The sequence below is a fragment of the Dehalococcoidales bacterium genome (assembly GCA_028717385.1).
In the GTDB taxonomy this organism is placed as follows: domain Bacteria; phylum Chloroflexota; class Dehalococcoidia; order Dehalococcoidales; family CSSed11-197; genus CSSed11-197.
Window position 1 is genome coordinate 15,944 of sequence record JAQUNW010000010.1, and the last position, 25,331, is coordinate 41,274.

At 46.4% G+C, this 25,331-nt stretch carries 25 protein-coding genes and 1 tRNA gene; 19 read left to right on the forward strand and 7 right to left on the reverse strand.

Features of this window, described 5'->3' with window-relative positions:
* Positions 1-92 precede the first annotated feature (92 nt).
* The 11 genes from pstC to PHX29_03780 all read left to right on the forward strand — a co-directional run bounded on the left by pstC (position 93) and on the right by PHX29_03780 (position 12,217).
* Positions 93-1,028: a phosphate ABC transporter permease subunit PstC gene (gene pstC, locus PHX29_03730; GenBank protein ID MDD5605006.1), complete on the forward strand. Its 936-nt coding sequence runs from the start codon at positions 93-95 to the stop codon at positions 1,026-1,028.
* Between the two features lie 2 nt (positions 1,029-1,030).
* A complete protein-coding gene (gene pstA / locus PHX29_03735) occupies positions 1,031-1,885 on the forward strand; it encodes a phosphate ABC transporter permease PstA (GenBank protein MDD5605007.1) in 855 nt (284 codons plus the stop codon).
* A gap of 83 nt (positions 1,886-1,968) precedes the next feature.
* Positions 1,969-2,721, forward strand: coding sequence for a phosphate ABC transporter ATP-binding protein PstB (gene pstB / locus PHX29_03740; GenBank protein ID MDD5605008.1), 753 nt, complete (start codon positions 1,969-1,971; stop codon positions 2,719-2,721).
* 15 nt (positions 2,722-2,736) lie between these two features.
* Positions 2,737-3,399: a phosphate signaling complex protein PhoU gene (gene phoU, locus PHX29_03745; GenBank protein MDD5605009.1), complete on the forward strand. Its 663-nt coding sequence runs from the start codon at positions 2,737-2,739 to the stop codon at positions 3,397-3,399.
* A 128-nt stretch (positions 3,400-3,527) separates the two neighbouring features.
* Positions 3,528-4,145 carry an imidazole glycerol phosphate synthase subunit HisH gene (gene hisH / locus PHX29_03750; GenBank protein MDD5605010.1) on the forward strand — a complete coding sequence of 206 codons (618 nt, stop codon included), beginning with the start codon at positions 3,528-3,530 and terminating at the stop codon, positions 4,143-4,145.
* A 118-nt stretch (positions 4,146-4,263) separates the two neighbouring features.
* A complete protein-coding gene (locus PHX29_03755) occupies positions 4,264-5,676 on the forward strand; it encodes a glutamate synthase-related protein (protein MDD5605011.1) in 1,413 nt (470 codons plus the stop codon).
* 1 nt (position 5,677) lies between these two features.
* Positions 5,678-7,213, forward strand: coding sequence for an FMN-binding glutamate synthase family protein (locus PHX29_03760; GenBank protein ID MDD5605012.1), 1,536 nt, complete (start codon positions 5,678-5,680; stop codon positions 7,211-7,213).
* Positions 7,214-7,215: 2 nt separating this feature from the next.
* On the forward strand, positions 7,216-9,864 hold the full coding sequence (locus PHX29_03765; GenBank protein ID MDD5605013.1) for a hypothetical protein: 2,649 nt from the start codon (positions 7,216-7,218) through the stop codon (positions 9,862-9,864).
* Positions 9,858-10,619, forward strand: a complete 762-nt coding sequence (gene hisF, locus PHX29_03770; GenBank protein ID MDD5605014.1) for an imidazole glycerol phosphate synthase subunit HisF — start codon at positions 9,858-9,860, stop codon at positions 10,617-10,619. The genes PHX29_03765 and hisF overlap by 7 nt, the downstream gene beginning before the upstream one ends.
* 56 nt (positions 10,620-10,675) lie before the next feature.
* Positions 10,676-11,338, forward strand: a complete 663-nt coding sequence (locus PHX29_03775; protein ID MDD5605015.1) for a response regulator transcription factor — start codon at positions 10,676-10,678, stop codon at positions 11,336-11,338.
* Positions 11,339-11,452: 114 nt separating this feature from the next.
* Positions 11,453-12,217, forward strand: a complete 765-nt coding sequence (locus PHX29_03780) for an RNA methyltransferase (protein MDD5605016.1) — start codon at positions 11,453-11,455, stop codon at positions 12,215-12,217.
* Here the strand turns inward: PHX29_03780 and PHX29_03785 are convergent.
* From PHX29_03785 to PHX29_03800, 4 genes are all read right to left on the reverse strand, one after another.
* Complete coding sequence (locus PHX29_03785) at positions 12,198-13,442, reverse strand: TAXI family TRAP transporter solute-binding subunit (GenBank protein ID MDD5605017.1); 1,245 nt, start codon at positions 13,440-13,442, stop codon at positions 12,198-12,200. The two genes, PHX29_03780 and PHX29_03785, sit on opposite strands and share 20 nt — an antisense overlap.
* Positions 13,443-13,497: 55 nt before the next feature.
* Complete coding sequence (locus PHX29_03790; protein MDD5605018.1) at positions 13,498-15,606, reverse strand: TRAP transporter fused permease subunit; 2,109 nt, start codon at positions 15,604-15,606, stop codon at positions 13,498-13,500.
* Between the two features lie 22 nt (positions 15,607-15,628).
* Entirely contained in the window at positions 15,629-16,750 is a 1,122-nt protein-coding gene (locus tag PHX29_03795) for a radical SAM protein (protein MDD5605019.1), read from the reverse strand.
* Positions 16,751-16,960: 210 nt separating this feature from the next.
* Positions 16,961-17,602 carry a helix-turn-helix domain-containing protein gene (locus tag PHX29_03800; GenBank protein MDD5605020.1) on the reverse strand — a complete coding sequence of 214 codons (642 nt, stop codon included), beginning with the start codon at positions 17,600-17,602 and terminating at the stop codon, positions 16,961-16,963.
* A gap of 183 nt (positions 17,603-17,785) precedes the next feature.
* On the opposite strand from PHX29_03800, the gene PHX29_03805 reads away from it, so the two are divergent.
* The 5 genes from PHX29_03805 to pdxT all read left to right on the forward strand — a co-directional run bounded on the left by PHX29_03805 (position 17,786) and on the right by pdxT (position 22,524).
* Positions 17,786-18,376 (forward strand): hypothetical protein, encoded by a 591-nt coding sequence (locus PHX29_03805; protein ID MDD5605021.1) that lies wholly within the window; start codon positions 17,786-17,788, stop codon positions 18,374-18,376.
* Positions 18,373-18,711, forward strand: a complete 339-nt coding sequence (locus PHX29_03810) for a P-II family nitrogen regulator (protein ID MDD5605022.1) — start codon at positions 18,373-18,375, stop codon at positions 18,709-18,711. The genes PHX29_03805 and PHX29_03810 overlap by 4 nt, the downstream gene beginning before the upstream one ends.
* Positions 18,712-18,731: 20 nt before the next feature.
* Positions 18,732-20,069, forward strand: a complete 1,338-nt coding sequence (locus PHX29_03815; GenBank protein ID MDD5605023.1) for a glutamine synthetase family protein — start codon at positions 18,732-18,734, stop codon at positions 20,067-20,069.
* Between the two features lie 55 nt (positions 20,070-20,124).
* Positions 20,125-21,864, forward strand: a complete 1,740-nt coding sequence (locus PHX29_03820) for an NAD+ synthase (protein ID MDD5605024.1) — start codon at positions 20,125-20,127, stop codon at positions 21,862-21,864.
* Between the two features lie 63 nt (positions 21,865-21,927).
* A complete protein-coding gene (gene pdxT / locus PHX29_03825; protein MDD5605025.1) occupies positions 21,928-22,524 on the forward strand; it encodes a pyridoxal 5'-phosphate synthase glutaminase subunit PdxT in 597 nt (198 codons plus the stop codon).
* A 95-nt stretch (positions 22,525-22,619) separates the two neighbouring features.
* Here pdxT and PHX29_03830 read toward each other — a convergent pair whose 3' ends face one another.
* Genes PHX29_03830 through PHX29_03840 form a run of 3 tightly spaced genes read right to left on the reverse strand, consistent with a single transcriptional unit; the run spans position 22,620 to position 24,291 of the window.
* Positions 22,620-23,051 (reverse strand): iron-sulfur cluster assembly scaffold protein, encoded by a 432-nt coding sequence (locus PHX29_03830; protein MDD5605026.1) that lies wholly within the window; start codon positions 23,049-23,051, stop codon positions 22,620-22,622.
* A gap of 51 nt (positions 23,052-23,102) precedes the next feature.
* Positions 23,103-23,939, reverse strand: a complete 837-nt coding sequence (locus PHX29_03835) for an MBL fold metallo-hydrolase (protein MDD5605027.1) — start codon at positions 23,937-23,939, stop codon at positions 23,103-23,105.
* Positions 23,929-24,291 (reverse strand): DUF134 domain-containing protein, encoded by a 363-nt coding sequence (locus PHX29_03840; GenBank protein ID MDD5605028.1) that lies wholly within the window; start codon positions 24,289-24,291, stop codon positions 23,929-23,931. The genes PHX29_03835 and PHX29_03840 overlap by 11 nt, the downstream gene beginning before the upstream one ends.
* A 121-nt stretch (positions 24,292-24,412) precedes the next feature.
* Here PHX29_03840 and PHX29_03845 point away from each other — a divergent pair, with 121 nt between their 5' ends.
* The 3 genes from PHX29_03845 (at position 24,413) to PHX29_03855 (ending at position 25,249) form a co-directional block, all read left to right on the forward strand.
* Positions 24,413-24,655: an AbrB/MazE/SpoVT family DNA-binding domain-containing protein gene (locus PHX29_03845; protein MDD5605029.1), complete on the forward strand. Its 243-nt coding sequence runs from the start codon at positions 24,413-24,415 to the stop codon at positions 24,653-24,655.
* Positions 24,656-24,682: 27 nt separating this feature from the next.
* Positions 24,683-24,994 (forward strand): type II toxin-antitoxin system PemK/MazF family toxin, encoded by a 312-nt coding sequence (locus tag PHX29_03850; protein MDD5605030.1) that lies wholly within the window; start codon positions 24,683-24,685, stop codon positions 24,992-24,994.
* Between the two features lie 179 nt (positions 24,995-25,173).
* Positions 25,174-25,249: transfer RNA gene (locus PHX29_03855), tRNA-Val, on the forward strand.
* Positions 25,250-25,331 lie beyond the last annotated feature (82 nt).

A 25,331-nucleotide genomic window follows, 5' to 3' on the forward strand; every position in this document is an offset into this window, starting at 1 on the left:
GGGGCGCAAAGAGAGCCCTACTCGATGTTGGCAAACGCAAAGCTTGAATGTATTATATAGCCAGTAACATAAATAAGGATAGTTTTTAACATATGTTTTCGAGTATCAGATCAAACGGGCTACCGCCCAGCCGCTTGTTAACTTCACGCCCGAGATGGGGCGAGCGTATTATTGAAAAACTGATACTTCTCAACGGAATCCTGGCCATAGTGGTTCTGCTGGGTGTATTTTTTATTTTACTCAGGCAGGGAATCCCGGCTTTGATCGAAACTCCTGTTCATGAATTTCTGTTCGGTACTCACTGGTACCCGGTATCAGATCCTCCAACCTTCGGGATACTCCCGTTTTTCGTGGCTACAATGTGGGTCACTGTAATCTCAACCGTTCTGGCAGTTCCCATCGGTGTTGGAGCTGCCATCTTTTTAGCCGAAGTTGCTCCCAGAAAGGTTGCCGATGCAGTCAAGCCTGTTGTAGAGCTTCTATCTGGTTTCCCTTCGGTAGTGATGGGTTTTATCGGTCTGGTACTTCTTTCGCCATGGGTGCAGAACACGTTAGGCCTCAATACCGGATTAACTGGCTTAACCGCTGGTATCATGCTGGCTATGATGAGCCTTCCTATTATCGTTAGTGTTTCTGAGGATGCACTTCGCGCAGTACCGGATGAATTTCGCCAGGCTGCTTATGGACTTGGATCAACCAAGTGGGAGGTAATATGGCACGTATGTGTACCTTCTGCCCTCTCTGGAATCTCGGCAGCTATAATGTTGGGTGTTGGCCGCGCTATTGGTGAGACTATGACAGTGCTTATGGTTGCTGGTGGGGCACTGGCGCTACCGGAGCTCCCTACCGATCCGATGATGCCGATGACTGCCGCCATTGCATCCGGGATTAGCAATGCAGTACAGGGCGGACCTCAATATCATGCATTGTTTGCTATCGGTCTTATTCTCTTTTTTCTTACACTTTTTGTAAATCTGATCGCTGCGCGTGTTCTGGATAGACAAAAGCGCAAGTTTGCGGCTGGATAGTCATGAAAGTTTCTAATGTTAAAAGCAGATATCTGACCCAGCGGGCAGCCATATCTGTCCTGGCTGTTTCATTGGCGCTGGTAGTGATACCGGTAATAGGGATAATCATCTACATGATAGCCAACGGCTACAGCTCTCTGAGCTGGGAGTTCCTAACAGCCTCGCCTGCCCAGGCGGGTAAAGCCGGTGGGATTTTCCCAGCTATACTGGGTACGGTATATCTGATGCTGGGTACTATCCTGTTTGCCTTGCCGGTTGGAGTGATGGCCGGTATTTATCTTAGTGAATATACCCGGGCGAACTGGGTAACCCGTCTGATCAATATGGCTATCATCAATCTGGCCGGGGTTCCCAGCATAGTATTCGGTTTATTCGGGCTGGCAGTTTTTGTGCTCGGTCTTAACCTCGGCATGTCCTTGCTTGCAGCCAGCCTGACTCTGGCTGCCCAAGCATTGGCTATGACCATTACTACCTCTCGGGAGGCTATTATGGCTGTCCCCAAAGAGTATCGGGAGGGGTCATTGGCTATAGGAGTTTCGCGGTGGCAAACTATTCGCCATGTTGTATTGCCTCAGGCTTTCCCCGGGATTCTGACTGGAGCAATACTTGCCATGAGCAGAGCAGCCGGGGAAACGGCGCCCATAATAGTGGTAGGGGCGGCTTTTCTGGTTGGCGGTTTGCCGGGTTCTCCCTTCGATCGTTTCATGGCCTTGCCGTATCACCTGTATACGGTTTCTGCTCATATCCCGGGTATGCCCGGAGAAATAAAGTGGGGTGTTGCTCTGGTTCTTATTGCAATGGTTCTCTTCTTTAACATCCTGGCCGGTATAGTACGCATAAAAGCCCGCAAGAGGTAGTGTGAATGAATATACAAAATTCTATTGTTGTCAACAATCCTTCTGCCGATGTGCGGTCAGCAGGGAGCGATGTTCGGCTTCGCATGGAAAAGGTCAATTTGTATTATGGTGATTTCCACGCAGTTAAAGATATCTCTCTGGATATCGGTGACCGTTCTATTACTGCTATCATCGGACCTTCGGGTTGCGGGAAATCATCCATGCTGCGGCTTTTCAACCGCATGAATGATCTTATACCATCAGCACGAGTTGAAGGACTGGTGGAATTCGATGGCGTGGATGTCTACCAGGCTGGGATCGATGTAGTAGAACTGCGCAAACGAGTGGGTATGGTGTTCCAAAAACCTAATCCTTTCCCAATGTCGATATACGACAATGTTTGTTTCGGACCAAAGCGACACGGTATTCGTAATAAACGCGCACTGGACGAGATTGTTGAAAAAAGCCTCATCCAGGCTGCTCTATGGGATGAGGTTAAAGATAAGCTTGATCAGTCTGGCTTATCTATTTCGGGCGGGCAGCAGCAGCGGTTGTGTATTGCCAGGGTACTGGCAGTTGAACCTGAAGTAATTCTAATGGACGAACCATGTTCCGCACTGGATCCGATCGCTACTTTAAAAATAGAAGACTTGATGAGAACTCTTTCGGCCAACTATACTATCGTCATTGTTACTCACAATATGCAACAGGCGGCGAGGGTGTCGGATATGACCGCATTTTTGATGGTAGGGGAAGACCGAGCTGGAATGCTAGTGGAATATGGGCTAACCAGTGAAATTTTTACCAATCCCAAGAATAGAAAAACAGAAGATTACATAACCGGCCGTTTCGGTTAAAAGAGGAGGGGGATAATGAGGAAGAATTATGAACGTGCCCTGAAAGCCCTGCAGGATGAAGTACTGGTGATGGCCAGCATGGTGGAAAAATCTATCATGCGGTCGATTGAAGCCCTCAAGAACCGGGACCTGGAACTTGCCCGCCAGATCATCGCTGATGATGAAGCCATCAATAACAAACGCTTCGATATAGAAGAGCAGTGTGTAGAGTTGATCGCTACCCAGCAGCCCATGGCTGTGGACCTGCGTATCATAATCGCGATACTCAACATGCTGGTTGACCTGGAGCGTATCGGAGACCATTCCGAGGGGATCGCCAAGATCACTATAATGGTAGGGGATGAACCTCCGATCAAACCCCTGATAGACCTTCCACGGATGGCGGAGAAAGCCTGCCAGATGCTTCGAGAGGCGATGGATGCTTTTATCGGCCGGGATGTGGCTCTGGCAAAAAAAATATGCGATGATGACGAAGAAGTAGATGCTCTCTATGAGCAGGTTTTCAGAGAACTGCTCATCATAATGGCAGAAAACCCCAAGACTATAAAAAGGGCAACCAGGCTTATCTGGGTAGCCCATAACCTCGAGCGGAGTGCGGATCGCATAACCAATATATGCGAACGAGTGGTATTTATCGCGACCGGTCACATGGAAGATATCGGCGCTTCCAAATACTAGTTCGTATAAAGAATTCTACACCCTTATTAGAGTAATAATTTCTTTTTGACGGCTCTGTATACCCTGTGATATTATAAAAATACGGTAAACGTTTACCGTATTTTTATGTTTTAAGTCTGGTGAAAAGCATGATCGCAGTAATCGATTATGGGGCTGGCAATATCAAAAGCGTGCTAAACGCTATCAAGCACGTGGGCTTGGAGCCTTTGGTTACCAATAATCCTCAAGAAGTATTAACGGCAGAAAAAGTCGTTTTTCCCGGCGTTGGCGCTGCAGCCAGTACTATGGCAAGTTTGAGAGTATTAAAGCTGGACAAGGCGATTTATGAATATGTCTCATCCGGAAAGCCTTTCTTGGGAATATGTATTGGTATGCAGGTTCTATTTGATTACACGGAAGAAAACGGCGGTTGTAATTGTCTGGGTATTATCCCGGGCAGAGTGAAAAAGCTTCCCGCTGGCCAAAAGATACCGCATATAGGCTGGAATCAGGTCCATCAGGTAAAACCTCACCAGCTGTTTTCCGGCATAGAAGATAACGATAATTTCTATTTCGTTCATAGTTATTATGCGCATCCTGGTGATGATTCGCTGGTGCTCGCCAGTACTTTTTATGGTATTGATTTTTGTTCAGCCATTGTCTATGGAAAGCTGGTAGCGACACAATTCCATCCGGAAAAAAGTGGAAAAAACGGCTTGAAAATATATGAAAATTTTTTGTTTGGTAGCGGAGGAATGAAATACTAGCCGTGCCGATACAAAATGATAACTCCCGGATTACTGTTGAAAACGAGCAAACAGTCGGCATCAAGGTTAAAGCAGTAGGATTAACACCGAAGCCGAAACCATCTGCAGGGGAGTAACTATGCCTGAAAAGTATCATATAAATATAAACGAAACACCAGCCCGGTTTCCGCTGGTAAGCAAATACGCTATCGTAGAAACCAGGGAAAAATGCACTGGTTCCTGTCGCAAATGCGTCAGAAAAAACTGCGCATTTGGGGTATTTAAACTCAATTCCCATAATATGCAAAAGGCGAAAGAGCGGCAATACCTGTATGGCTGCGAGGGTTGTTTCAGGTGTGTACAGGAATGCCCTGGTGGTGTTTTTTCCCGTGTGAAAAATCCGGATTGGGATAATCTGGGTGGTGGTTACTGGACTCCGGATATAATTCACCAGACTTGGAAGCAGGCTGAAAATGGCAGGGTTCCTGTTTCTGGAGCGGGGTATCGCGGTAAATTTGCTGCCTGTGGATTCGATTCTATTTGGACTGATATGAGTGAAATTGTTCGTCCGACGCGGGACGGAATTCACGGCAGAGAGTACATAAACACCTCGGTTGATATTAACCGCAGGCCTCACCACTTGTCGTTTTCTCAGGATGGCAAGCTGGACAGGAGCTATACCACTGTGGTTGAAATTCCTATCCCTCTGTTATTTGAAGTTCCAAAATTTGGAATTATCAATCGCAGAGTTCTAAATGCTATGGTTTCTGCAGCTTCTGAGTTGGAAACACTTATGTTTCTACGTCCGGAGGAATATAGTGATGACCTTGAGCCTTTAGCATCCAGTATTGTTCCACGCCTGAAGGCAAGCAATCAGGTTCAGTTTAACAACTTAATAAAAAAATGTCGGATAGTAGAAATTGACTACTGCGAAAATATTTTACAAATCATAATAGCGGCGAAAACCATCAATCCAGATGTGTTAATAAGTGTCGGCATTGAGCTTGATGGTAAAGCGGTTGAGCGTGCTATTGAAACGTCGGAGCTTGATGAAGTGGACTTGCTTCACTTCTATGCTGACGCTAACGGTAATGGGCTTGGCTCCAATCAGCCGCGGTTTTTGAGCTCCTTGATTCAGGAAATGCATTCGGCGCTCGTCGAAAGAGGATTGCGTTTTCGTACCAACCTGGTTTTTTCCGGGGGAATTGCACTGGCGGAGCACCTTGCCAAGGCGATTATTTATGGAGCTGATGCGTTAGCGATTTCTACTCCGTTGTTGTTGGCACTTGAATGCCACATGTGCTATCGATGTCTCTCCGGAGAATCTTGCCCGGTATCCATGGAAGAAATCCCGGAAAACTGGGGCCGTCAGCGGATACTAAACCTGGCGGGGGCATGGCGTGACCAGCTTATAGAGGTGATGGGGGCAATGGGGATAAGAGAAGCGCGGCGTTTAAGGGGGGATATAGGGCGCTCAATGTGTTTTGAGAACCTTGAAAAAGAGTGTTTTGGGCCAATTTTTGGCAAGAGTGTGGCGAAAGGTTCGGTTTAAAATGGAAACGAGAAAAGAAGTGGTAGAGTTTCCCCTGGCTAAACTGGCGCCTTCTCGTTACCATAATACAATCAGTCAATACATTATCAAACGGAGCGCAAGCTGTAATGAATGTGGATTATGTGCAAGGCTTTGCCCTCAAGGTGTTCACTCTTCCGGCAATGTGTATTCTGGCGCCCTGAAACCGTATATGGATCGTTGTACAGGATTTGAATGTGCCGCAAATGAATACTATTGCATTGATCGTTGCCCGCAGAAGGCATTGTCAATACAGCTAAATCCATTGCTCGAAACACTGGGCGACTACCGCTGGACAGCAGAGATGCTGTTGGGGCACTGGGTTATGGCAGAAACTGGAGACTTGCCGGTCACAAAGCTTGAATACAGCACGGGTAAATCCAATGGGGGATTTGACCGCATACGTTTTAAGACACCCAGGCAAAATGATTATCTGCACATTCCCGATAAAGAGATAGATACCAGCGTAAAGCTGAATCGCAGAAATGATGGGCGCCTGCCACTTTCGATAAACATTCCGGTTTACGGGGGTGGTATGTCATTTGGTTCAACGGCTCTTCCGGTGTTAATAGGGCGTGCGCGAGCTGCCAAAAAGCTGGGTACTCTTACCTGCACCGGTGAAGGGGGCTACCATGATAAAATTCTGCCCTATGCCGGTAATGTAATTACCCAGGTGGCTACCGGACTCTTCGGTGTCAGAGAAGAAACAATCAGACGTGCTCCAATGGTTGAGTTTAAATATGCCCAAGGAGCCAAGCCCGGTCTTGGCGGGCACTTATTAGGCGACAAGGTTACCGCTGAAGTGGCTGCAATACGTCAAACGGTAATCGGCAATGCACTCTTCTCTCCCTTTCCGTTCCATAGCGTTTATTCAGTAGAAGATCACAAGAAACAGGTGGACTGGGTAAAACAAGTAAATATTGAAGGACTGATATCCGTGAAAGTATCCACCCCTGTTGACTGCGATATGGTTGCAGTTGGCATCTATCATGCCGGAGCCCACGTGATTCATTTCGATGGCAGCTACGGTGGTACTGGCGCTGCACCGGATATAGCTAAAAAGAATATTGCCATGCCGATCGAATACGCCATTCCCAGGGTGCACCGATTTCTTGTATCCGAGGGCATTCGGGATCAGATAACTCTGATCGCGAGCGGGGGAATACGCTCTGCCATGGATGTCGCTAAGGCGATTGCACTTGGCGCCGATGGTGTGGTTATCGGTACTGCGGAATTGGTTGCCGTGGAATGCGTGCGTTGCGGCCATTGCGAGAGTGGGCGGGGGTGCCCCAGAGGTATCGCCACTACCGATTCGGAACTTGGGCAGGTAATTAGCGAGGAATGGGCAGAGCGGCGCATCGTTAACATGTATTTAGCCTGGCGCAAGCAATGGTGTGAACTTTTACGACAATACCGAATGCGCAGCATAAAGGAGTTGGTCGGCCGCAGCGATCTGCTGGTGCACCTGGATTATCTGGAAGAACAAGAAAGAAATAATTATCTATCTTACGGTGGCTAACTGTGAATCGAAAAGAATTGGTATATAGAATAATTGGATCACGCAGGAATCTTCCCAGCCCTGGCGGTTCAACATGCAAAGCTGCCGAAGAGGGTGGTTGTGGTGTAACCGGGTTCATTTCATCAGTACCAGTAAGGGGAAAACATATCATTACTCCGTCTGTGCAGATGCATAACCGGGGGAACGGCAAGGGTGGTGGCATTGCAGCTATCGGTCTTTCAGCCGAGGACATTGGTGTTTCTCAGTATACGCTTGAGACTTGCTACCTTTTGCAGATAGCCCTTCTTGATGAGAGTATCAGGGAGGAAGTCGAAAAAAAGTTTATTGATCCCTTTTTAGATATTTTCAGAGCTGAGCGTATTCCTACGCTGAAAGACTTCCGTGAAATTCCTGGCCTCAAATGCCGTCCGCCAGATGTATGGCGCTACCTTGTAAGAGTAAAACCAGGAGCGCTGGAGCACTTTATAGTGCAAAACCAACTTCAAGCACTGGAAACCGGTAAAGCTGAAGATGAGTTTGTGTACCAGAATTCTTATCGTATCAACCACTGTTTTTATTCTTCTGGCGGCCAGCAGCGTGCCTTTGTACTTTCTCATGGTCACAATCTGATGGTGCTAAAAGTAGTCGGATATGCTGAGCAGGTAGCTCAGTATTATTGTCTGAATGACTTTCGGGCTTATGGTTGGATAGCCCATCAGCGCTATCCAACCAGGGGGAAGATATGGCATCCGGGCGGAGCACATCCGTTTACCGGTTTGGATGAGGCGCTGGTGCATAACGGGGATTTTGCTAACTATTATTCAGTCAGTGAATATTTACATCAGCATAATATTTACCCCCAGTTTTTCACCGATACCGAAGTATCGGCTCTAATGTTTGATTTGCTGAACCGCACTTTCGAATACCCGCTTGAGTACATAATCGAAGCTATAGCCCCAACGGGTGAATATGACTTTAATCTTCTCCCGGTTGAAAAACAGGGCATATATCGGCAGATACAATCAGCCCATATTCATTCCAGCCCGGATGGTCCCTGGTTTTTTATTATCGCCAGGAATGATACCCGGCAAAAAAAGTTGCAGCTTGTTGGGATTACTGATACGTCCATGCTGCGCCCACAGGTTTTTGCCTTGCAGGAAGGCGACGTGCAGATTGGTCTTATAGGCTCTGAAAAACAGGCGATTGATGCAACTCTGGAGAGTATTGCAGCCGAAGATAAACGTTTTTGCCCGGTTGCAGATGAGTACTGGAACTGCCGGGGTGGTAGTGCAAGTGATGGCGGAGCGTTCATCTTTTCAATAGAAGATGACAGCACCGGGGGTAAAAGGCTTGTTTGTTCCAATAAATTTGGAGAAGCAGTAAAAACAGCTCCGGATCAATATCATTATCAAGGTAATATGGGCGGCACCAGCCTCCATGATGAAGAAGTTATTAACGAAGTTGAGAAATGCTTCATGGGTGGAGAGCGTGAGCAGCTCAAACTGTATTATCGTGAGCATCTGCCAGGCTGGAACTATGCATCTCTGATCGCTTTTTGCTCCAGCATAGTTGAATGCTCAAAAAACGGTGATAGGCAAAAACAGTTAGCTATAGAAATCCTTAGCTGGCTAAATGATAAACCTTTAAGTACCGGCAACAAGAAGAGAAGCTCGGTTCTCCAGATAGTCAGAAATTATTTGGTAGCCGTATTTAATAATACACTGTTGGTTGGTAATCAGGGAAAGAGTCGCTACCGGTTGATAAACTATGCCAAGCGCCAGACTCTTGCCAAGCCCAGCAATGAAAACCAGGTCTTGCTTCTGGATGCACAAGGTTTTCCTCCCGAAGGGGAAGAATGTGATGCTCGGCTATTGGCTGAAGCCAGTAGATTAGGCTGGAAAAACTTTATCTGCTTTAATTATTCCGGCCAAAGGTTTTGCGGTTGTGGTATATCAAATGGTTTGGTAAAGGCTAGAATCGATGTTTATGGCAGCCCGGGTGATTATCTTGCTTCTGGGATAAATGGAGTGCAAATATACGTACATAATGATGGCCAGGATCAAATCGGGCAGATAATGATGAGTGGAAAACTGGTAGTGTATGGAGACGTAGGACAGACTTTTATGTATGGTGCCAAAGGCGGGGAGGCGTATGTAATGGGCAATGCCGCCGGCAGGCCTCTGATTAATGCGGTCGGAAACCCCAGGGTGGTAATCAACGGCACCTGCCTTGATTACCTGGCAGAATCATTTATGGCTGGAAATCCACTTAAAGGAGGCGGTTTTGTAATTGTGAACGGAGTAGAATACAATGCCGATGGTCAGGTTCAAAGCCAGACCTCTCCGTATCCTGGCTCTAATCTTTTTTCGTTGGCTTCCGGTGGTGCTATATATATCAGGGATCCGCATCGAAAAGTTGTACCCGAACAGTTAAATGGGGGAGAGCTTGTGGAGCTTTCTTCTGATGATTGGGAACTTATAAAACCTTATCTTGAGGAAAATGAAAAGCTGTTTGGTATTTCCGTTGAAAATGACCTGCTTTCTGTGAATGGCGAGAGACGTCAATATTACCAGGTATACCGCAAGGTTAAGGCCATTGAATTGGGCGTTCTTCACCGGGTTGAAATGGATCGGGAAGATAGTTATCAAGAAGAGATAAAACAATCATGCTAAGCAGGAGAATAATACCCTGTCTGGACGTGCAGGCTGGACGTGTTGTAAAAGGTACTAGTTTTTTAGGGTTGAGAGAAGCTGGAGATCCGGTAGAACTGGCCACCCGGTATTATCGGGAAGGCGCGGATGAGCTGGTTTTTCTGGACATTTCAGCAACTTCGGAAGGCCGTGATACCATGGAAGATGTAGTTGAAATGGTGGCCGAGAAAGTTTTTATACCGCTCACTGTTGGTGGAGGTATACGAAATATTTCCGATATTCGGCGTATGTTGGGTGCAGGAGCAGACAAAGTCTCGGTTAATTCGGCTGCAGTCAAACACCCCGAACTTATCAGCGAAGGAGCCGACAAGTTTGGAAGCCAGTGTATTGTGATTGCCATTGATGCACAGCGCCGGGAAGGTAAGGGTGGCTGGGAAGTGTATATAAACAGTGGTAGTGAACCCACTGGTATTGATGCGTTGGAATGGGCAGTCAAAGCTACTGAGCTGGGCGCCGGAGAAGTATTGCTTACCAGTATGGATACTGATGGCCATCGCACTGGATATGATATTGAGCTCACCCGGGCTGTTTCAGAAAGTGTAAGCGTTCCGGTCATTGCCAGCGGGGGTGCCGGTTCCCCGGAAGACCTCTTTATGGCATTGAAAGAAGGGAAAGCAGATGCGGTATTGGCGGCCAGCATTTTCCATTATCGCCAGTTTTCGATTGCTGATGTAAAAGCTTACCTTTTTCATAAAGGTATACCGGTTAGGTTATAATCAAAGCGGCAAATCGTTCGCCGGTATCGTCATTAGTGCGTATAGTCAGGTAAATAATGGCTAAAATATTAATAGTTTCCGATAAAACTGAAGCCGGGGAACTTTACCGTTTTCTCAATGGGAGGGGTCTATCCTCCCATGTTTTACCTGGAGATGAAGATATCCTGCAGGGTGTCAGTGATAATGGCGGCAGTCTGGTATTAATCCTCCTATCGAATTATACCCTTGCCAATAATATCGCCCGCATTATTAAACAGGAGAAGCGACTTCCCGTGCTCATGTTGCTCCAGCCGGACAAGATCGGCCAGGCAATACTGCCGATGGAAGCAGATGATTTTGTGTTGTACCCAGGGCAGGAAGATGAGCTCTGCCTGCGTATCGAACGTCTGTTGCCAGGCAACGGGACTAAAATGGCGGAAGAATGTATCCGCTGCGGGGATCTGGTTATCGATCTTGCCAGTTGTGAAGTTTCGCTCAAAGGGGAGGTTCTCGACCTGACTTTCCGGGAATATGAGCTGCTTAAATTTCTGGCGTTGAACCGAGGGAGGACTTTCACTCGGGAAGCACTTCTTAACCGCGTATGGGGTTATGATTATTTTGGAGGGGACAGAACTGTTGACGTGCATATCCGCCGCCTGAGAACCAAAACCGGAGATCTTGATAATCCCTACATAGAAACGGTAAGAAATATCGGTTACCGCTTTCGTAAAAAAGACTAGCCGCCCCTCCCGGTGGGTAGACTTCAGGCGGAGCTATATGCGTTACAGCTGAAGCGTAGAGATCCTGATTGCATTAAACAGCTTTCAAATGTAGAATCAAACCGGGAGAAAGTTATGCAACCCGAAACGTCACTTAAATGGTATAAGGAACTGGCATCCAGGGATGGCCGCATCGATACCGGGATGTTTCTGGTGGAAGGTATACGCCACATTCGCCAGATCGCAGATTTACGGCCGGATGCTATCAGTGAATTGATAGCAGTAGAAGGAGCTAGCCTTCCGGAGGGTTACCCGGTAAGGCGAGTTACAGAAAAACAGTTTAAGCAAATATCATCTGCTAAAACTCCACAGGGCATAATGGCAGTGGTTAAAATCCCCCGGCATGCTTATTCGGACCACTTGCCTGCATCTGCCGGTAGGCGAGTACTCTTACTGGAGGATATCCAGGACCCGGGCAATCTCGGCACACTCATAAGAACTGCCTCTGCGTTCCAGTTTTCCGGTATTATCATGAGCGATAAATGCGCTGATCCTTTCTCACCAAAATGTGTACAGTCTGCAGCTGGTTCGGTGCTGGCGCCATGGCTCAGGCGCACTTCTAGATATCTGGAAGCCGCAGCTTGTCTTAAATCAGATGGCTATTGCTTGATAGCTGGCAGTCTGGAAGGGGAAAGCGAAGCCGGGACATTTAACCGTGAAAACCTGCTCCTTGCACTTGGCAATGAAGGAACAGGTTTGTCCAGCCAGCTGAGAGAACTGGCTGATTATCTTTTTACTATACCGGTCGACCGGAGAAAAGCAGAGTCCTTGAACGTGGCTGTCAGCGGCGGTATTATGATGTATCTTTCCGGCTGTTTTCCTACCAGGCGTCCTGAGTAAGACTGGCGTGCATTTTAATACCAGGCAGCCCCTCAGTGCGCTTATAATCTTCCCAGAAATTTATCCACTCGGGATTTGACGACTTTATTTCTATTCCTTTATTTGTGGCTTCAGCCATGGCTGACTGGTAGGCAGAACAGTAATCTTCAAACAGGGTTGTATTTGCCTGGTTGCGCTCTTCATACTCTTCGTTCCAGATACCTTTTTCCTTGAGGTATTTAACCAGGCCGGGGTGTGCTGGTATATAGATGGTCTGCAATGCGTTAACCAGGTCTGCCAGTGTCATATTAGCATTACTGGCATAACGATCCCTATAAAGTTCGTAGTTCTCACCTAACCATTTAGCCATGTTATAGATAACATCTGTATCAGTGTTCATATTAGTACCCAGGTACTTATAGCTCATAATAGACCAGGTTCCGATTACTTCTTCCGGACCTGCATTAATGGGCCCAAAATCATATAACGTGCTTATTTCAAGGAAGGCGGCTGCTCCATTTGGATTGTCACTTGGATTCAGGGAAATATAGCGTATACCGCGCGGGCTAGCCGAAGCTTCACGAACCGCCGGCGTTACCGGCGCTGCCATGCAGATATCGGCGCGCCCTTCAGCAACGGCTCTCACGCATGCATCATATTCCCCAGTGTTCACCCAAATTATCTCATCCTGGTCAATGCCTGCCCAGGCCAGGAGGGATAGAAATGGTGACATGGTAGCAGCCTTGTCATTCCAGATTGCAATGCGTGTACCTGGTTGTATATCTTCTGGTACAGCAATGTTTGAATCACCGCGTACCATAAAACCGGTCGAGGCTAGTGAATCTACCCATACCAGCCCAGCCATCCACGGCCCGCCATCAGGAGAGGCATATTCGCTGATCGCTTCAATTGAATCTCTCAGGGTTGATTTATCTATCTGAGAAAGAACCATTTTTTCAGCTGCCATGTCCTTGTAGCAATTAGTCCACGCAGCCTGGTTGACCACTCTTACTATTGTGCCGTCAAGCTTGGTTTCCAGAACAGATGCCCAGCTGACGGTTTTAGCTTCACCAGAAGACCCGGTGGCTCCGATGTGCATGGTTGACGGCCACTGGAATGGCGCTGTTGTGGCAGGTTGAGACTGAGAGGGTTCTGCGTTCTGGCCAGAGCAGGCCGCCAATGACATCAGCATTATTGCAGCCAGACTCAGGGCAAAGAACCTGTGTATTGTTTTAAATCCGTTCATTTGTGTTCCTTTATTAATTTTTTGTATATATGATTAGGCTATTTTCGCTGATAGCTTAAACCAGAATGTTTTTACCGGTTTTGTCTGCCCGTTTTCTGCGCCAGCCACTTGCGATTGCAATACAGCACAGCGCTATTCCTATCCCTAATACGATCGGCTGCGGAAAGGCTATGATAAAACCTCCTGCAAACAGCAAGACTCTTTCGATCCTGCTCAGAACCCCGATTCCGGTCAGGTACCCTTCCAGGCCGGAAGAAAGGAGCCAGACTCCAATAGCAGCCTGTGCCAGGTTGAAGAGCGTAACATACCAAGGCGCGTAAATTAACAGAAGAGAGGGTTCCATTACAAAAAAGAATGGAATAAAAAACAAAACTGCTCCCAATCGGCAGGAAATGCGAGTAGTTTTAACCGGATCTGCATCGGCAATACTGGCAGCTACCACACAGTGAAGTGCTACTGGGGGAGTGATACCGCCAAGAGTTGAATAGAATAGAAAAAATAGATTAAGGCCAAGTAAAGGAATGCCTCCATAAGCGGCAAACTCAGGCAGGGTTGCAGAAATACCCACCAGGGCTGGTACAGCTATGATAGCCAGTAGTATATAGGCTGTTCTCTGGAGACCTCCCATTCCCATCACTACAGAAAACACAAAGCAGGTAAAAAGAATAAGATAAAGATTTTCTCCGCCGGCATTGACCATCCAGTTTGTAACGCCCATTGCTACGCCAGTCTTAAGCAGCCCTACGAGTATAAAGCCCATCCCGAGAAAGATTGCGGCAGCATAGTTAATGAGACTTGCCGTTTGAACCAGGCCAGCTTCAGCTTGCTGGAGAACGTTTGTTAATAGTGTTCCAAGAGAAGGTCTCTGCTGTACCGGACCAATGGCAAAAATTTTAACTACTCCTTGGAGGGTCTTAAGAAATAACACCAGTCCCGCCGCATATATTGGAGTAATAGCTCCCCAGCGCATATACACCATGCCAAATACAAGTAATGCCAGCCCTGCAATGTAATACCAGCCTTCCCCAAGAACCTGCTGCCAATTTGGAATGTTTTCAGGGGGAATTGGTTTAAGTTTATGGCGGGCAGCATAACCATCCACCTGAACAAGTAATCCAAGATAAAACAATGAAGAGGGGATAAGTGTGGCCAGAATCACGTCAGCGTAATCTATACCGAACATGACCACCATTAAAAATACCAGGCCGCCTAATACAGGTGGTACGGTATCACAGCCTGAAGAGGCGCAGGCTTCTACAGCAGCTGCATATTCGGGCTCATACCCAGCCTCTTTCATGGTTGGAATGGTGAATGAACCGGTGCCTGCAATGTTGGCCACAGGGCTGCCAGTAATAGTGCCGAATAATGCGCTGGCAACTACGGCGGCTTTTGCCTGGCCCCCCCTCACCTTTCCCATCAAAGAGGTAGCGAGGCGCATGAAAAAGTTGCCCCCGCCCATGCCCATCACCAGGCCGGCAAATAGGAAAAATCCCAAGATTGTATCACCGAGCAGGCGCCCGGGCGTACCCAGCATTCCGTCTGACCCGAAAGCAAAAGAGCCGATCACTTCTTTGAAAGGAATCGCAACCCCATAGAAAACTCCTCCCAGGTTATTAGCTAACCAGGGGTGTGAAGCTACCAGCGGGTAGATTATTCCTACCAGCAGCAGGGCAGCATATCCCCACCCGCCGACTCTTCTTCCGGCTTCTATGGCAAGTAAACCCAGGATTATTGCTGAACCAAGTACCCACCCATTTGGAGGTACGTCCCAGTCGTGGTAATCAATTTCCCTGGCGTTTGCAATAAACATGATGATTATCCCAAACAGGATGATCGCCATGGCGTAGTCATACCATGGAGTTGCTTTCCGGCCTTGTTTACGGGTTGCGCCAAGTCCTATAAAAATGTTCAGCCCCAGCAGGGCATATATCAGGTAATAATAAACTATGCCGGATAGCACATGGCCAAAAACCGGTATCGAGAACCAGTGAAGTATAAAAAGTATAATTGTTAAAATGGGCACTGTCAGGTAAACGAATTTAACTGGGGCAGGGAGCAGGTTGTATCGGGATAGTCTGGAACGAGGAGAAGCCCCTTCCCGGTTTGAAGCAGAGGAACCTTCAGTTGGTGGTGCTGGGTATTTTGGGCTAACGCTGGGATTCATTTTTGCGGTGCGCTTTATATATTTATCCGACCGATTTTTTTAAGCTGCCTGGCTGATAGATGCAATAAGGTTCAGCTTCGAGGTAATCTCCGGTTGCTTCATAGGCGCGGGCACGACAACCTCCACACAATCTCTTAAACTCACAGATGCCGCATTTTCCCTTGAGATTTTCGATGTTTCGCAGCTCGTTAAACAAAGGCGAATCGTTCCATACCTTGGCGAAGTTTTGCTCACGTATGTTGCCCGCGGATACATCAAAGTAGCCGCAGCCTTGTACTTGTCCAACATGAGAAATAAAACAAAAACCTGTTCCGGCCATGCATCCCCGGGTGTTGCTATTAAACCCCCTTTGTGATGAGGGAAATCCTCTCGGGTGGCTGTGCGCACTGGTCGAACAAATTCCGCATTCGCGCATTATTCGCTGGTAATGAGGTGCATCGGTCGGTTTAAAAAACAGCCGGTTCCCCAACTCCTTTTGTTTTTTACAGATCCAGCGCAGGACATCTTCGTATTCTGCCGGAGCGAGTTCCTGCTCGGCAAGCCCTTTGCCGCGCCCGGTAGGGACCAACAGGAAGGGGTGGAAAGCAGCAACTTTAAGCTCAAGAGCCATATCAACCAGTTGGGGTAGGTATTTGGAATTAAGGCGTGTAATCGTACTATTTATCTGCACTTCTATACCTGCGTTGTGGGCGTTTTGAATCCCTTCCAGGGCTTCATCAAAAGAACCTTTTTTGCCACGAAACTCGTCCTGCAAATCTGCAGTAGGGAAATCAATACTTATACTTATGCGAGAAACTGGTATCTCTTTTATGCACTGCGCGGTCTTGACGTTTATCAGGGTTCCGTTGGTTCCAACGACCACCCGGAATCCCTTTGAATTGGCGTACCTGCCGATATCATAGATATCTTCCCTCATCAGAGGTTCGCCGCCGGTGAGAATCAGTATGGGTTTTGCAACTTCAGATATTTGGTCAACAAGCCTGAAACATTCCTGGGTTGATAATTCACCAGTGTATTCTTCATCCATGGCTGCAGCCCGGCAATGAGCACAGAATAGGTTGCAGCGGCGTGTTATCTCCCAGGCTACCAGCTTCAAATCAGGCGCAACCAGGCCTGTGGCTTTGCGTTTTGCCGTGTCTTCCAAGCTTTACTCCATCTAAACCGGTTGTATATCTTGGCTTACCAAGCTGATACATAGACGTAAAGCTATTAAAACAGGCTTATCGGCAAGGCAGGAAATAGACGCCGGTTGGTAAAAATCTTAAAGAATATAACAGAATAATAATAAATCTGTCAAAATCTAATAAAATCTAAAATAAATTGAAGCAATTTGGGCTAATGGGTGAAGCTTGTATTATGCTTTTGTGTGATTCTGATGAGCTTCCACCATCGCTACCATAGTACGGTCCATGATATCATCGATCAAGGGTAATGCAGCAAGAATTTCTTCTGCAATTATTTCCTTCTGTTTCATCATGGCCATAACGCCTTCGACAGTCGGCTTACGGTGGCAGATAAATGCTTCAATTGATTCAGTGAGTGTAAGCCCGGCTTCAGACATTGTTATGCCGAAATCCTTACCAATTTCTTGAGCTTGTTGTACGGTTATTTTACGGTCGACTGGTGAGGAAACATACTGGATTATTAGTTCCAGAATGCTTTTGCCCAGGCTGGCAAGGTGGCTTCTTAGCCGTTGATTCAGACGGATGCCATCGCTAAGTGATGCGGTTATATTTACAGCCACTTCCCGGTGGGGCTCAGCGGTTTCCTCAAGTTTTGCTACCAAATCCTGAATACCCAACGTTTTTCGGCGCGAGACCATAAATTCATCAAGCTGGCTTCTTTGATATCGGCGGTGACCACCGGGTGTAATGAAAACCTTTATCTGCCCATCATCGGTCCATTGCCTGAGGGTGGCTTCACTGACACCCAATATACGGCATGCCTCGCCGATGCTCAGCCATGAATCTTGTATTGGTTCTAAGTTCATTTCCATAGTCATTGTTTTTATTCCTCTTATAATAACACGAAAGCAAGGCTGAACATAGCAATTGGATTTTATCCTGATACGGCAAATACCAGATTGCAGTTTAATTTTAACTTAACATGGTCGTAATAATCTGGAAACATTTTCCCGTTATACTGTTTACAGTTTTAAAAAAGGAGGCAAAAGAGTGTAATGATAAACGCGGGTGATACAGCCTGGGTACTTATTTCAGCTGCTATGGTAATGTTTATGACCCCGGGCCTTGCTCTGTTTTATGGTGGTATGGTCAGGAGGAAAAATTTGCTCTCAACCATCATGATGAGCTTTGCATGCATTGGTCTTGTCACCGTACTATGGATGACGTATGGTTACTCCATAGGATTTGCTCCCGGTATAGCCGGAGGTCTTGTCGGGAACCTGGAATACCTTGGGCTCAAGGGTGTAGGCCAGGAGCCTTTGGCAGTTTATGCTGCAACTGTTCCACACCTTGCCTTTATGACATTCCAGGGCATGTTTGCAGTAATAGCACTGGCTACCGGCATTTTTGCCAGCGCAGCGATAAACCCGACTGGAGCAGACGGGCTAGTAAATGGCGGGGGGATGCAGGTAGTTATCCAGATGATCAGCGTTGTTGCCGTAGCTGCGTTTGCTTTCATTGGAAGTATTGTGATTGGAAAAGTAGTTAATGCTACAGTTGGCTTAAGGGTAAAACCGGTAGAGGAGACTATAGGACTTGACCTTTCCCAGCATGCCGAAAGTGTTTATGGAGGTAGCATGCGATGAAAAAGGTAGAAGCGATTATTCGTGAAGAAAGGTTAAAAGCGGTGATCGAAGGCCTGGAGGAAAACGGTTATTTTGGGCTTACAGTAACAGAAGTTAGCGGCCGGGGACGCCAGAAAGGGCTGACCTTGCAGGGAAGATCTGCCCAGTACCAGGTTGACTTGATACCCAAGATTAAAATTGAGGTGGTAGTTATGGATGGAGATGTTCCCTTGATAGTCAATACGATATCCCGGATTGCTCGTACAGGAGACATCGGAGACGGTAAAATATTTATAATCCCAGTAGAAGATGCGATAAGGATCCGTACCGGAGAAGTTGGCGAAGACACACTTTAAATAAAATTAGGAGGAAAAAATTGGCCGACAAAAGAGAAAGCAAAGAGTATGTATTAAAAATGGCAAAGGAGCATGATGTTAAGTTTATCAGGCTCTGGTTTACTGATGTACTTGGAATGTTGAAAAGTTTTGCCATAACGGTTGAAGAGCTTGAGACAGCGCTTGAGGAGGGGATGGGGTTTGATGGTTCGTCTATCGAAGGATTTGCCAGGATTGACGAAAGCGATATGATAGCCCTCCCGGACCCCGATACGTTCCGGATGCTGCCATGGCGGCCACGAGAGCATCAAGCAGTAGCGCGTATATTTTGTGATATCGTAAGACCGGAGGGAACACCTTTTGAAGGTGATCCCAGGTATGTACTAAAAAGGATCTTGAAACGAGCTGCTGATATGGGATACACGTTCTATGTAGGTCCTGAATTGGAGTATTTTTACTTCAAGGATAATAAAAGTACCGAGGTTCTGGATGCTGGTGGTTACTTCGATATGATACCGCTGGATATGGCTACCGATCTTAGGCGGGAATCAGTCCTATCTCTTGAGAAAATGGGGATAGCAGTAGAATATTCTCACCATGAAGTGGCGCCTTCACAGCATGAAATTGACGTGCGTTATACCGATGCCCTTACTATGGCAGATAACGTAATGACCTATCGTTTGGTAGTAAAGCAGATTGCCCTGAACGCGGGTGTTTATGCAACTTTTATGCCTAAACCGCTTTTTGGGGAAAATGGTAGCGGTATGCATGTTCACCAGTCTCTGTTTAAAGGTGATAGTAACGCGTTTTTTGACAGAAGTGACAGCTATAACCTTTCGCAGACTGCAAAATACTATATTGCCGGGCTTTTAAAACATGCACCCGAGTTTACCTCAATAACCAACCAGTGGATTAATTCATATAAAAGACTGGTACCAGGTTATGAGGCGCCTGTATATCTTTCTTGGGCAAGGCGCAACCGTTCGGATATGATTCGAGTACCGGAATACAAGCCTGGCAGAGAAAAAGCCACACGGGCGGAACTGCGCAGTCCTGACGCGGCATGTAACCCTTACCTTGCATTTGCAGTCATGCTGGCTGCGGGGTTGGAGGGGATTGAAAAGAAATATGAACTACCGGCACCAATCGAAAGTAATGTTTTTGATATGACTGATGCAGAAAGAACAGAAAGGGGCATCGGCACTTTACCTTCCAGCCTCAGCGAAGCTGTTAAGTTAACTGAAAAAAGCCAACTCGTGCGTGATACTCTGGGTGAACATTGCTTTAATGCATTTTTAGAGAATAAAAAACTTGAGTGGGATAAGTACCGCATACAGGTTACCGAATATGAGCTAAAGCGTTACCTTCCTATACTATAAATAATTATTTACAACAGTTTAATAAATCGCCCACGGTAATGGTATTATATAGGGCATGACTAAATTGAGATTGGGCATGTCGCAAATCAACGCCACCGTGGGCGATTTTGGCGGCAACCGGGAAAAAATCATTAACGAGATTGCCAGGGCAAGGGAAATGGATTGTGACATAGTGGTTTTCCCGGAACTGGTGGTTACAGGCTACCCTCCGGAAGATCTCCTTTTTAAACCTCAATTCATTCGCGAAAATCGACAGTCTCTAGATGCCATTATTGATGCCTCCAGAGGAATCACAGCTGTAGTTGGTTTTGTAGATAGCGAAGGGGGATGCCTTTATAATGCAGCCGCAATAATACACGAAAGAGAGCTTAAAACTGTCTATCGTAAAATTATCCTGCCCAACTATGGTGTATTTGACGAGCAGAGATATTTTAAATCCGGAAGAGAATGTCCGGTTGTAATAGTTAAAGGAGCAGGGGTGGGGGTGAACATCTGTGAGGATATCTGGTTTGAAAATGGACCAGCGGCGATACAGGCATATAATGGCGCAGAACTTATAATTAATATCAGCTCTTCCCCATATCACTCTGGTAAATGGAGAGAACGCGAGGACATGCTTGGCAGGCGAGCCAGGGATTATAAAGTAGCTGTGGCTTATATTAATCATGTGGGTGGTCAGGACGAACTGGTATTTGATGGGGGTTCGGTTGTCATTGACAAGAATGGATGCCCGCTTGCAAGAGCGCCTCAGTTTGATGAAGCATTTGTAGCCGCTGACGTCGATCTTGGTCAACTTGATTGTAGGCTGGAAGTAATCGAGAATAAAGACGACAAACCAAAAAAACTGGATGCTTCCAACTGGAAAAGCACTCAATGCTTAATCTCCAAGCCTGTCGCTTTGGAACAAAAAACCCCTATTGAAACTAGTCTCATCGAGCCATTAGAACCGATCGCTGAAATTTACAAAGCCCTGGTTATTGGCACACGCGATTATGTATTTAAAAATGGATTCGAGCATGTTGTTATCGGTTTATCCGGCGGTATGGATTCAAGCCTGGTAGCAGCAATAGCAGTAGATGCTCTGGGTAATGAGCGTGTTACCGGGGTAGCTATGCCATCGTGTTTTTCATCTGGAGAAAGTCTTCCTGATGCCCAAGAGCTGTGTGTTAACCTTGATATAAAACTGATTACTATACCGATTGAAAAAATATACAACAGTTATCTCCAAACATTAGAAGAGGTCTTTTCGAGCGTTCCTCGTGATACAACTGAGGAGAATATACAAGCTCGTATCCGTGGCAACCTGCTAATGGCGCTTTCCAATAAATTTGGATGGCTGGTACTTACCACTGGTAATAAAAGCGAGATGGCGACTGGTTACACTACTCTTTACGGTGATATGGCAGGTGGTTTTGCAGTGATCAAGGATGTGCCAAAGACTCTGGTATATAAACTGGGGCTTTATCGTAATCGCGGCAATGGAGCAAAGCCAATACCTGAACGTGTTATGGCGAAAGCTCCCTCCGCAGAGCTTAGACCCAACCAGAAAGATAGTGACTCACTTCCTTTGTACGAAGTTCTTGACCCAATCCTTACCAGCTATGTTGAACAGGACAAAGAAGTAGCAGAAATTATTGCTCAGGGGTTTGATGCAGAGGTGGTAAAGCGGACTGCCCGTTTGGTGGATATGAGTGAATACAAGCGCAGACAAGCGCCTCCTGGTGTAAAAATCACATCGCGGGCATTTGGCAGAGACCGGCGCCTCCCGATCACGAACCGCTTTCGTGGCGTATAAGCTGCAAGTTAGTTCAAGTGTATTTGTTCTTACGCCTGTTATTAATAAGGAGCCTGTTATTAAGTGAAAATTGGCGTTCTTGCCCTCCAGGGTACTTTTTTTGAGCATATACATTCAGTCAGGAAACTAGGAGCGGAGGCAATTGAAATCCGCAAACCCCAAGAATTGGAAGGTGTTTCGGGGATTATCATTCCTGGTGGCGAAAGTACCGTTATCACCAGGTTAATACATGATTACAATCTATTTGATCCGTTGCGAAAGCTGGCGGAAAATTCCGTCCCATTTATGGGTACTTGTGCAGGCATGATTTGTCTGGCTAGCGATATAGGCAGTACGGTTGAACTGGAGACTCTTCATCTTATGGATATACGGGTAAACCGCAATGCATTTGGGCGTCAACTATCCAGCTTTGAAACAGAATTATATATTCCGATACTCGGAGAAAAACCCTTCCCGGGATTATTTATACGAGCACCAGAGGTGGAATCAGCTGGCGAAAGAGTGGGAATAATTGCCAGACTCGGTGATGGCAGAATTGTAGCTGTGCGCCAGGGCGGAATTCTGGCAACTGCCTTTCATCCAGAACTGATAGATGACCTCAGGCTGCACGAATACTTTCTGCAACTAGCGCGACAGTTTGCCTGCAAAGAAGCTGCATAACAACTAAAACAAAAAGTTTAGTATATTGGATTATGCAGCCAATACCCGGAGAATTGTAATTAAAAGATTACGGTAAAGAATTAGATGGAAGGGGATTATTGGCACTCTTCATAATTATATCTGTAATCACTAATGGCAACCCTTAATGTGTTACTTGCCAATTCGGCGCAATGCTCATCTTCGGGCAGTCCGCCAAGAGCACCTAAAATAGTGTTAGCGTCAATTTCCATGGCTTCATCCAGTGTTTTGCCTCTTGCAAGTATTACTGCCATACCACCTGCCGCGATGGAGTTTTTACAACCATCAGTATTGAAAGAGGCATCTAATATGACACCATTGTCAACCTTTATCCACATCATCATAGAATCTCCACAAAAACCATCAATCATGCCGAAAGCATTGTGATAGTCGCAAATGCGCATGTCTTTGGGATCCAATATCAGGTCAATTGCGGTATCCGAATAACCGTGCTCAATCATAACTTGCCTTACAAGTTGTTTTGCCTTTTCTTCCATCTCATCTATCATAGTGTTCTCCGAATTGGTATTAGAGTATTTTAAACCTCATTGATTTTGAGTTCAAGAAAGCCTGATGTGTTTTCCTGTGCTAAGCAGGGAAAAAGATGTCCCTAGCATGCTTTTCAAGCTGCAACAAGCTCCGAATCCGGTACAGTGTCCTGCTGCTACCAGATCTATTCCCAGTTGTTTGAAAGTTACTGCTGTGAGATTTATCTGTTCCTCGCTTGCGTTATATAAGTGAAAGCCGCCGATAACAGCGCGGATTTTACTTTCCTTGGTTATTGATTGGGCTTGTTTAATTGCATTGATAATACCTCGGTGGCTACAGACAGCTATAACTACCAGCCCCGAGCCGCTATTTATCACCAGTGCAAGATCATCAAGGAAGGGGTCGGGGAATGTATTGCCGCTTTTTGCCTCAAGCAAGTTCTTGTCCGGACATTCAAAACTGCTCTTTAACGGAATTTCACCAGTGGTGGAAGTTGAATTGGAAATCCTATATGGAAGTTCGGTTAAAATCAGTTTAGCATTATGAGCTTCTATATCTTGCAAGGTAAATGGAACCCCAATATAATCCGGATTTGAATTGCCAGCGCGAATAGCATATTTGGGATTAAAAGCTGATGGGTGGGCAATTAGCCTGGTTCCCTCTCCGGCTTGTTTCAAAACGTTTATCAATCCGCCAGTGTGGTCGTAATGGCCGTGGCTCAGAACTACAGCCTTGAGATTATTAAAATCCTTGCCAGCCAGCCGTGCATTATGCAGGGCGGTAAAACTCCTGCCAGTATCAAAGAGGATTTTCTCGTCATCTATTTCTACCAGCAAGCTTAAGCCCCACTCTGCCAGGTAACAAGACGCTGCTATATTATCGGCAAGAACGGTGATATCAATCTTCATCGCCAGTGCCCAATCTTATGGAATCGACGTATTTTTCTGTGTTGGGAGAGAATTCGGGCCCGGTTATTTTATAGCTGCCACCCTCGATTTTTATGGCTTTTGCACTAAGAAGGGCTGTCGCTATTTTATTACGAGCCGAAGCAAGTATCCGTTGGAATGTCGGTCGTGATATTTTCATTTGACTGGCGGCTTCTTTCTGTTCCAGCCCTTCTAAATCTTTTAGTCTTATCGCTTCGATTTCTTCGAATGAAAGAGAAATCTCTTCAAGGAAGCGCATTGGTACTCCTCGGGGTTTAAAATACCTGACATTCGGTAAAAAACTGATGTGGCGGCATTTACGCGGCCTTGCCATATAACAACCTCTGGTAAAGATATACGTCCATTGTAGGTTAAGCATCACCCTTTTTCAATCGGTTGATGGTTGCATTACCATAATAATACGGTGGGTGACCACAATTAATGGAGGGGCAGGGATGAAAACGCACATACAAAAATGGGGGAACAGTCTTGCTTTACGAATACCCAAATCCTTCGCTATCGATGCAGGTCTCCAAAAAAATACATCCGTCGAACTCTCTCTGTCAGATGGGAGGCTTATTATTGCTCCGGTAAAGAAGCCGGAGATAAAACTTGAGCAACTTCTGGCAAATATAACTGAAGATAATCTGTACTGTGAGACTTATACCCGCATAACTGAAGGGAAAGAAACGTGGTAGGCACCACAGCTTACATACCCGAACGTGGTGACGTGGTTTGGATTACCCTGGATCCGCCAAGCAGGCCATGAACAAGCTTGCAGGCGGCCAGCTGTGGTGCTCTCGCCACGTGCCTACAATAGTAAAGTGGGGCTGGCAATCCTTTGCCCGGTTACCAGCCAGGTCAAGGACTACCCCTTTGAGGTCAATATTCCGATGGGGCTGCCGGTGGTTGGAGCCATACTGTCTGATCAGGTGAAAAGCCTTGAATGGCGTACCCGAAACGCCGAATTGATATACACGTTACCGGTAGAAATTATCGCCGAGGTTCTCGAGAAACTGAATACACTATTAGTCTAAAGAATGGTTATTCGGCTAATAGATAATTGGCGGTTGCCGGGTATAAAGCAGGATTCCCATATCGATGCTAAAATACGATTGCGCCCTACATTTAATTGATAGCTCTCTTGAGCTGGTGTTATAATTGCATTCGTTAGTGCTAGAGGTGTCCATCTCTTCCGGCAATTGTATCATCTTATGGGCGGTTAGCTCAGTGGTTAGAGCACCTGCTTCACACGCAGGGGGTCACTGGTTCAAATCCAGTATCGCCCACCACTTTTCAAAGCTAAAATAACCCTTGTGATTCATTTTTGGATATACAAGTTGCCAGTTACCATGCTTAGGTTGTCTAAAGCAC

Bases quoted from the DNA above. Each gene is read 5' to 3' on its own strand.
- pstC (MDD5605006.1), top strand. From the start codon at position 93: ATGTTTTCGAGTATCAGATCAAACGGGCTACCGCCCAGCCGCTTGTTA.
- pstA (MDD5605007.1), top strand. From the start codon at position 1,031: ATGAAAGTTTCTAATGTTAAAAGCAGATATCTGACCCAGCGGGCAGCC.
- pstB (MDD5605008.1), top strand. From the start codon at position 1,969: ATGGAAAAGGTCAATTTGTATTATGGTGATTTCCACGCAGTTAAAGAT.
- phoU (MDD5605009.1), top strand. From the start codon at position 2,737: ATGAGGAAGAATTATGAACGTGCCCTGAAAGCCCTGCAGGATGAAGTA.
- hisH (MDD5605010.1), top strand. From the start codon at position 3,528: ATGATCGCAGTAATCGATTATGGGGCTGGCAATATCAAAAGCGTGCTA.
- PHX29_03755 (MDD5605011.1), top strand. From the start codon at position 4,264: ATGCCTGAAAAGTATCATATAAATATAAACGAAACACCAGCCCGGTTT.
- PHX29_03760 (MDD5605012.1), top strand. From the start codon at position 5,678: ATGGAAACGAGAAAAGAAGTGGTAGAGTTTCCCCTGGCTAAACTGGCG.
- hisF (MDD5605014.1), top strand. From the start codon at position 9,858: ATGCTAAGCAGGAGAATAATACCCTGTCTGGACGTGCAGGCTGGACGT.
- PHX29_03775 (MDD5605015.1), top strand. From the start codon at position 10,676: ATGGCTAAAATATTAATAGTTTCCGATAAAACTGAAGCCGGGGAACTT.
- PHX29_03780 (MDD5605016.1), top strand. From the start codon at position 11,453: ATGCAACCCGAAACGTCACTTAAATGGTATAAGGAACTGGCATCCAGG.
- PHX29_03785 (MDD5605017.1), bottom strand. From the start codon at position 13,442: ATGAACGGATTTAAAACAATACACAGGTTCTTTGCCCTGAGTCTGGCT.
- PHX29_03790 (MDD5605018.1), bottom strand. From the start codon at position 15,606: ATGAATCCCAGCGTTAGCCCAAAATACCCAGCACCACCAACTGAAGGT.
- PHX29_03800 (MDD5605020.1), bottom strand. From the start codon at position 17,602: ATGGAAATGAACTTAGAACCAATACAAGATTCATGGCTGAGCATCGGC.
- PHX29_03805 (MDD5605021.1), top strand. From the start codon at position 17,786: ATGATAAACGCGGGTGATACAGCCTGGGTACTTATTTCAGCTGCTATG.
- PHX29_03810 (MDD5605022.1), top strand. From the start codon at position 18,373: ATGAAAAAGGTAGAAGCGATTATTCGTGAAGAAAGGTTAAAAGCGGTG.
- PHX29_03820 (MDD5605024.1), top strand. From the start codon at position 20,125: ATGACTAAATTGAGATTGGGCATGTCGCAAATCAACGCCACCGTGGGC.
- PHX29_03830 (MDD5605026.1), bottom strand. From the start codon at position 23,051: ATGATAGATGAGATGGAAGAAAAGGCAAAACAACTTGTAAGGCAAGTT.
- PHX29_03835 (MDD5605027.1), bottom strand. From the start codon at position 23,939: ATGAAGATTGATATCACCGTTCTTGCCGATAATATAGCAGCGTCTTGT.
- PHX29_03840 (MDD5605028.1), bottom strand. From the start codon at position 24,291: ATGGCAAGGCCGCGTAAATGCCGCCACATCAGTTTTTTACCGAATGTC.
- PHX29_03845 (MDD5605029.1), top strand. From the start codon at position 24,413: ATGAAAACGCACATACAAAAATGGGGGAACAGTCTTGCTTTACGAATA.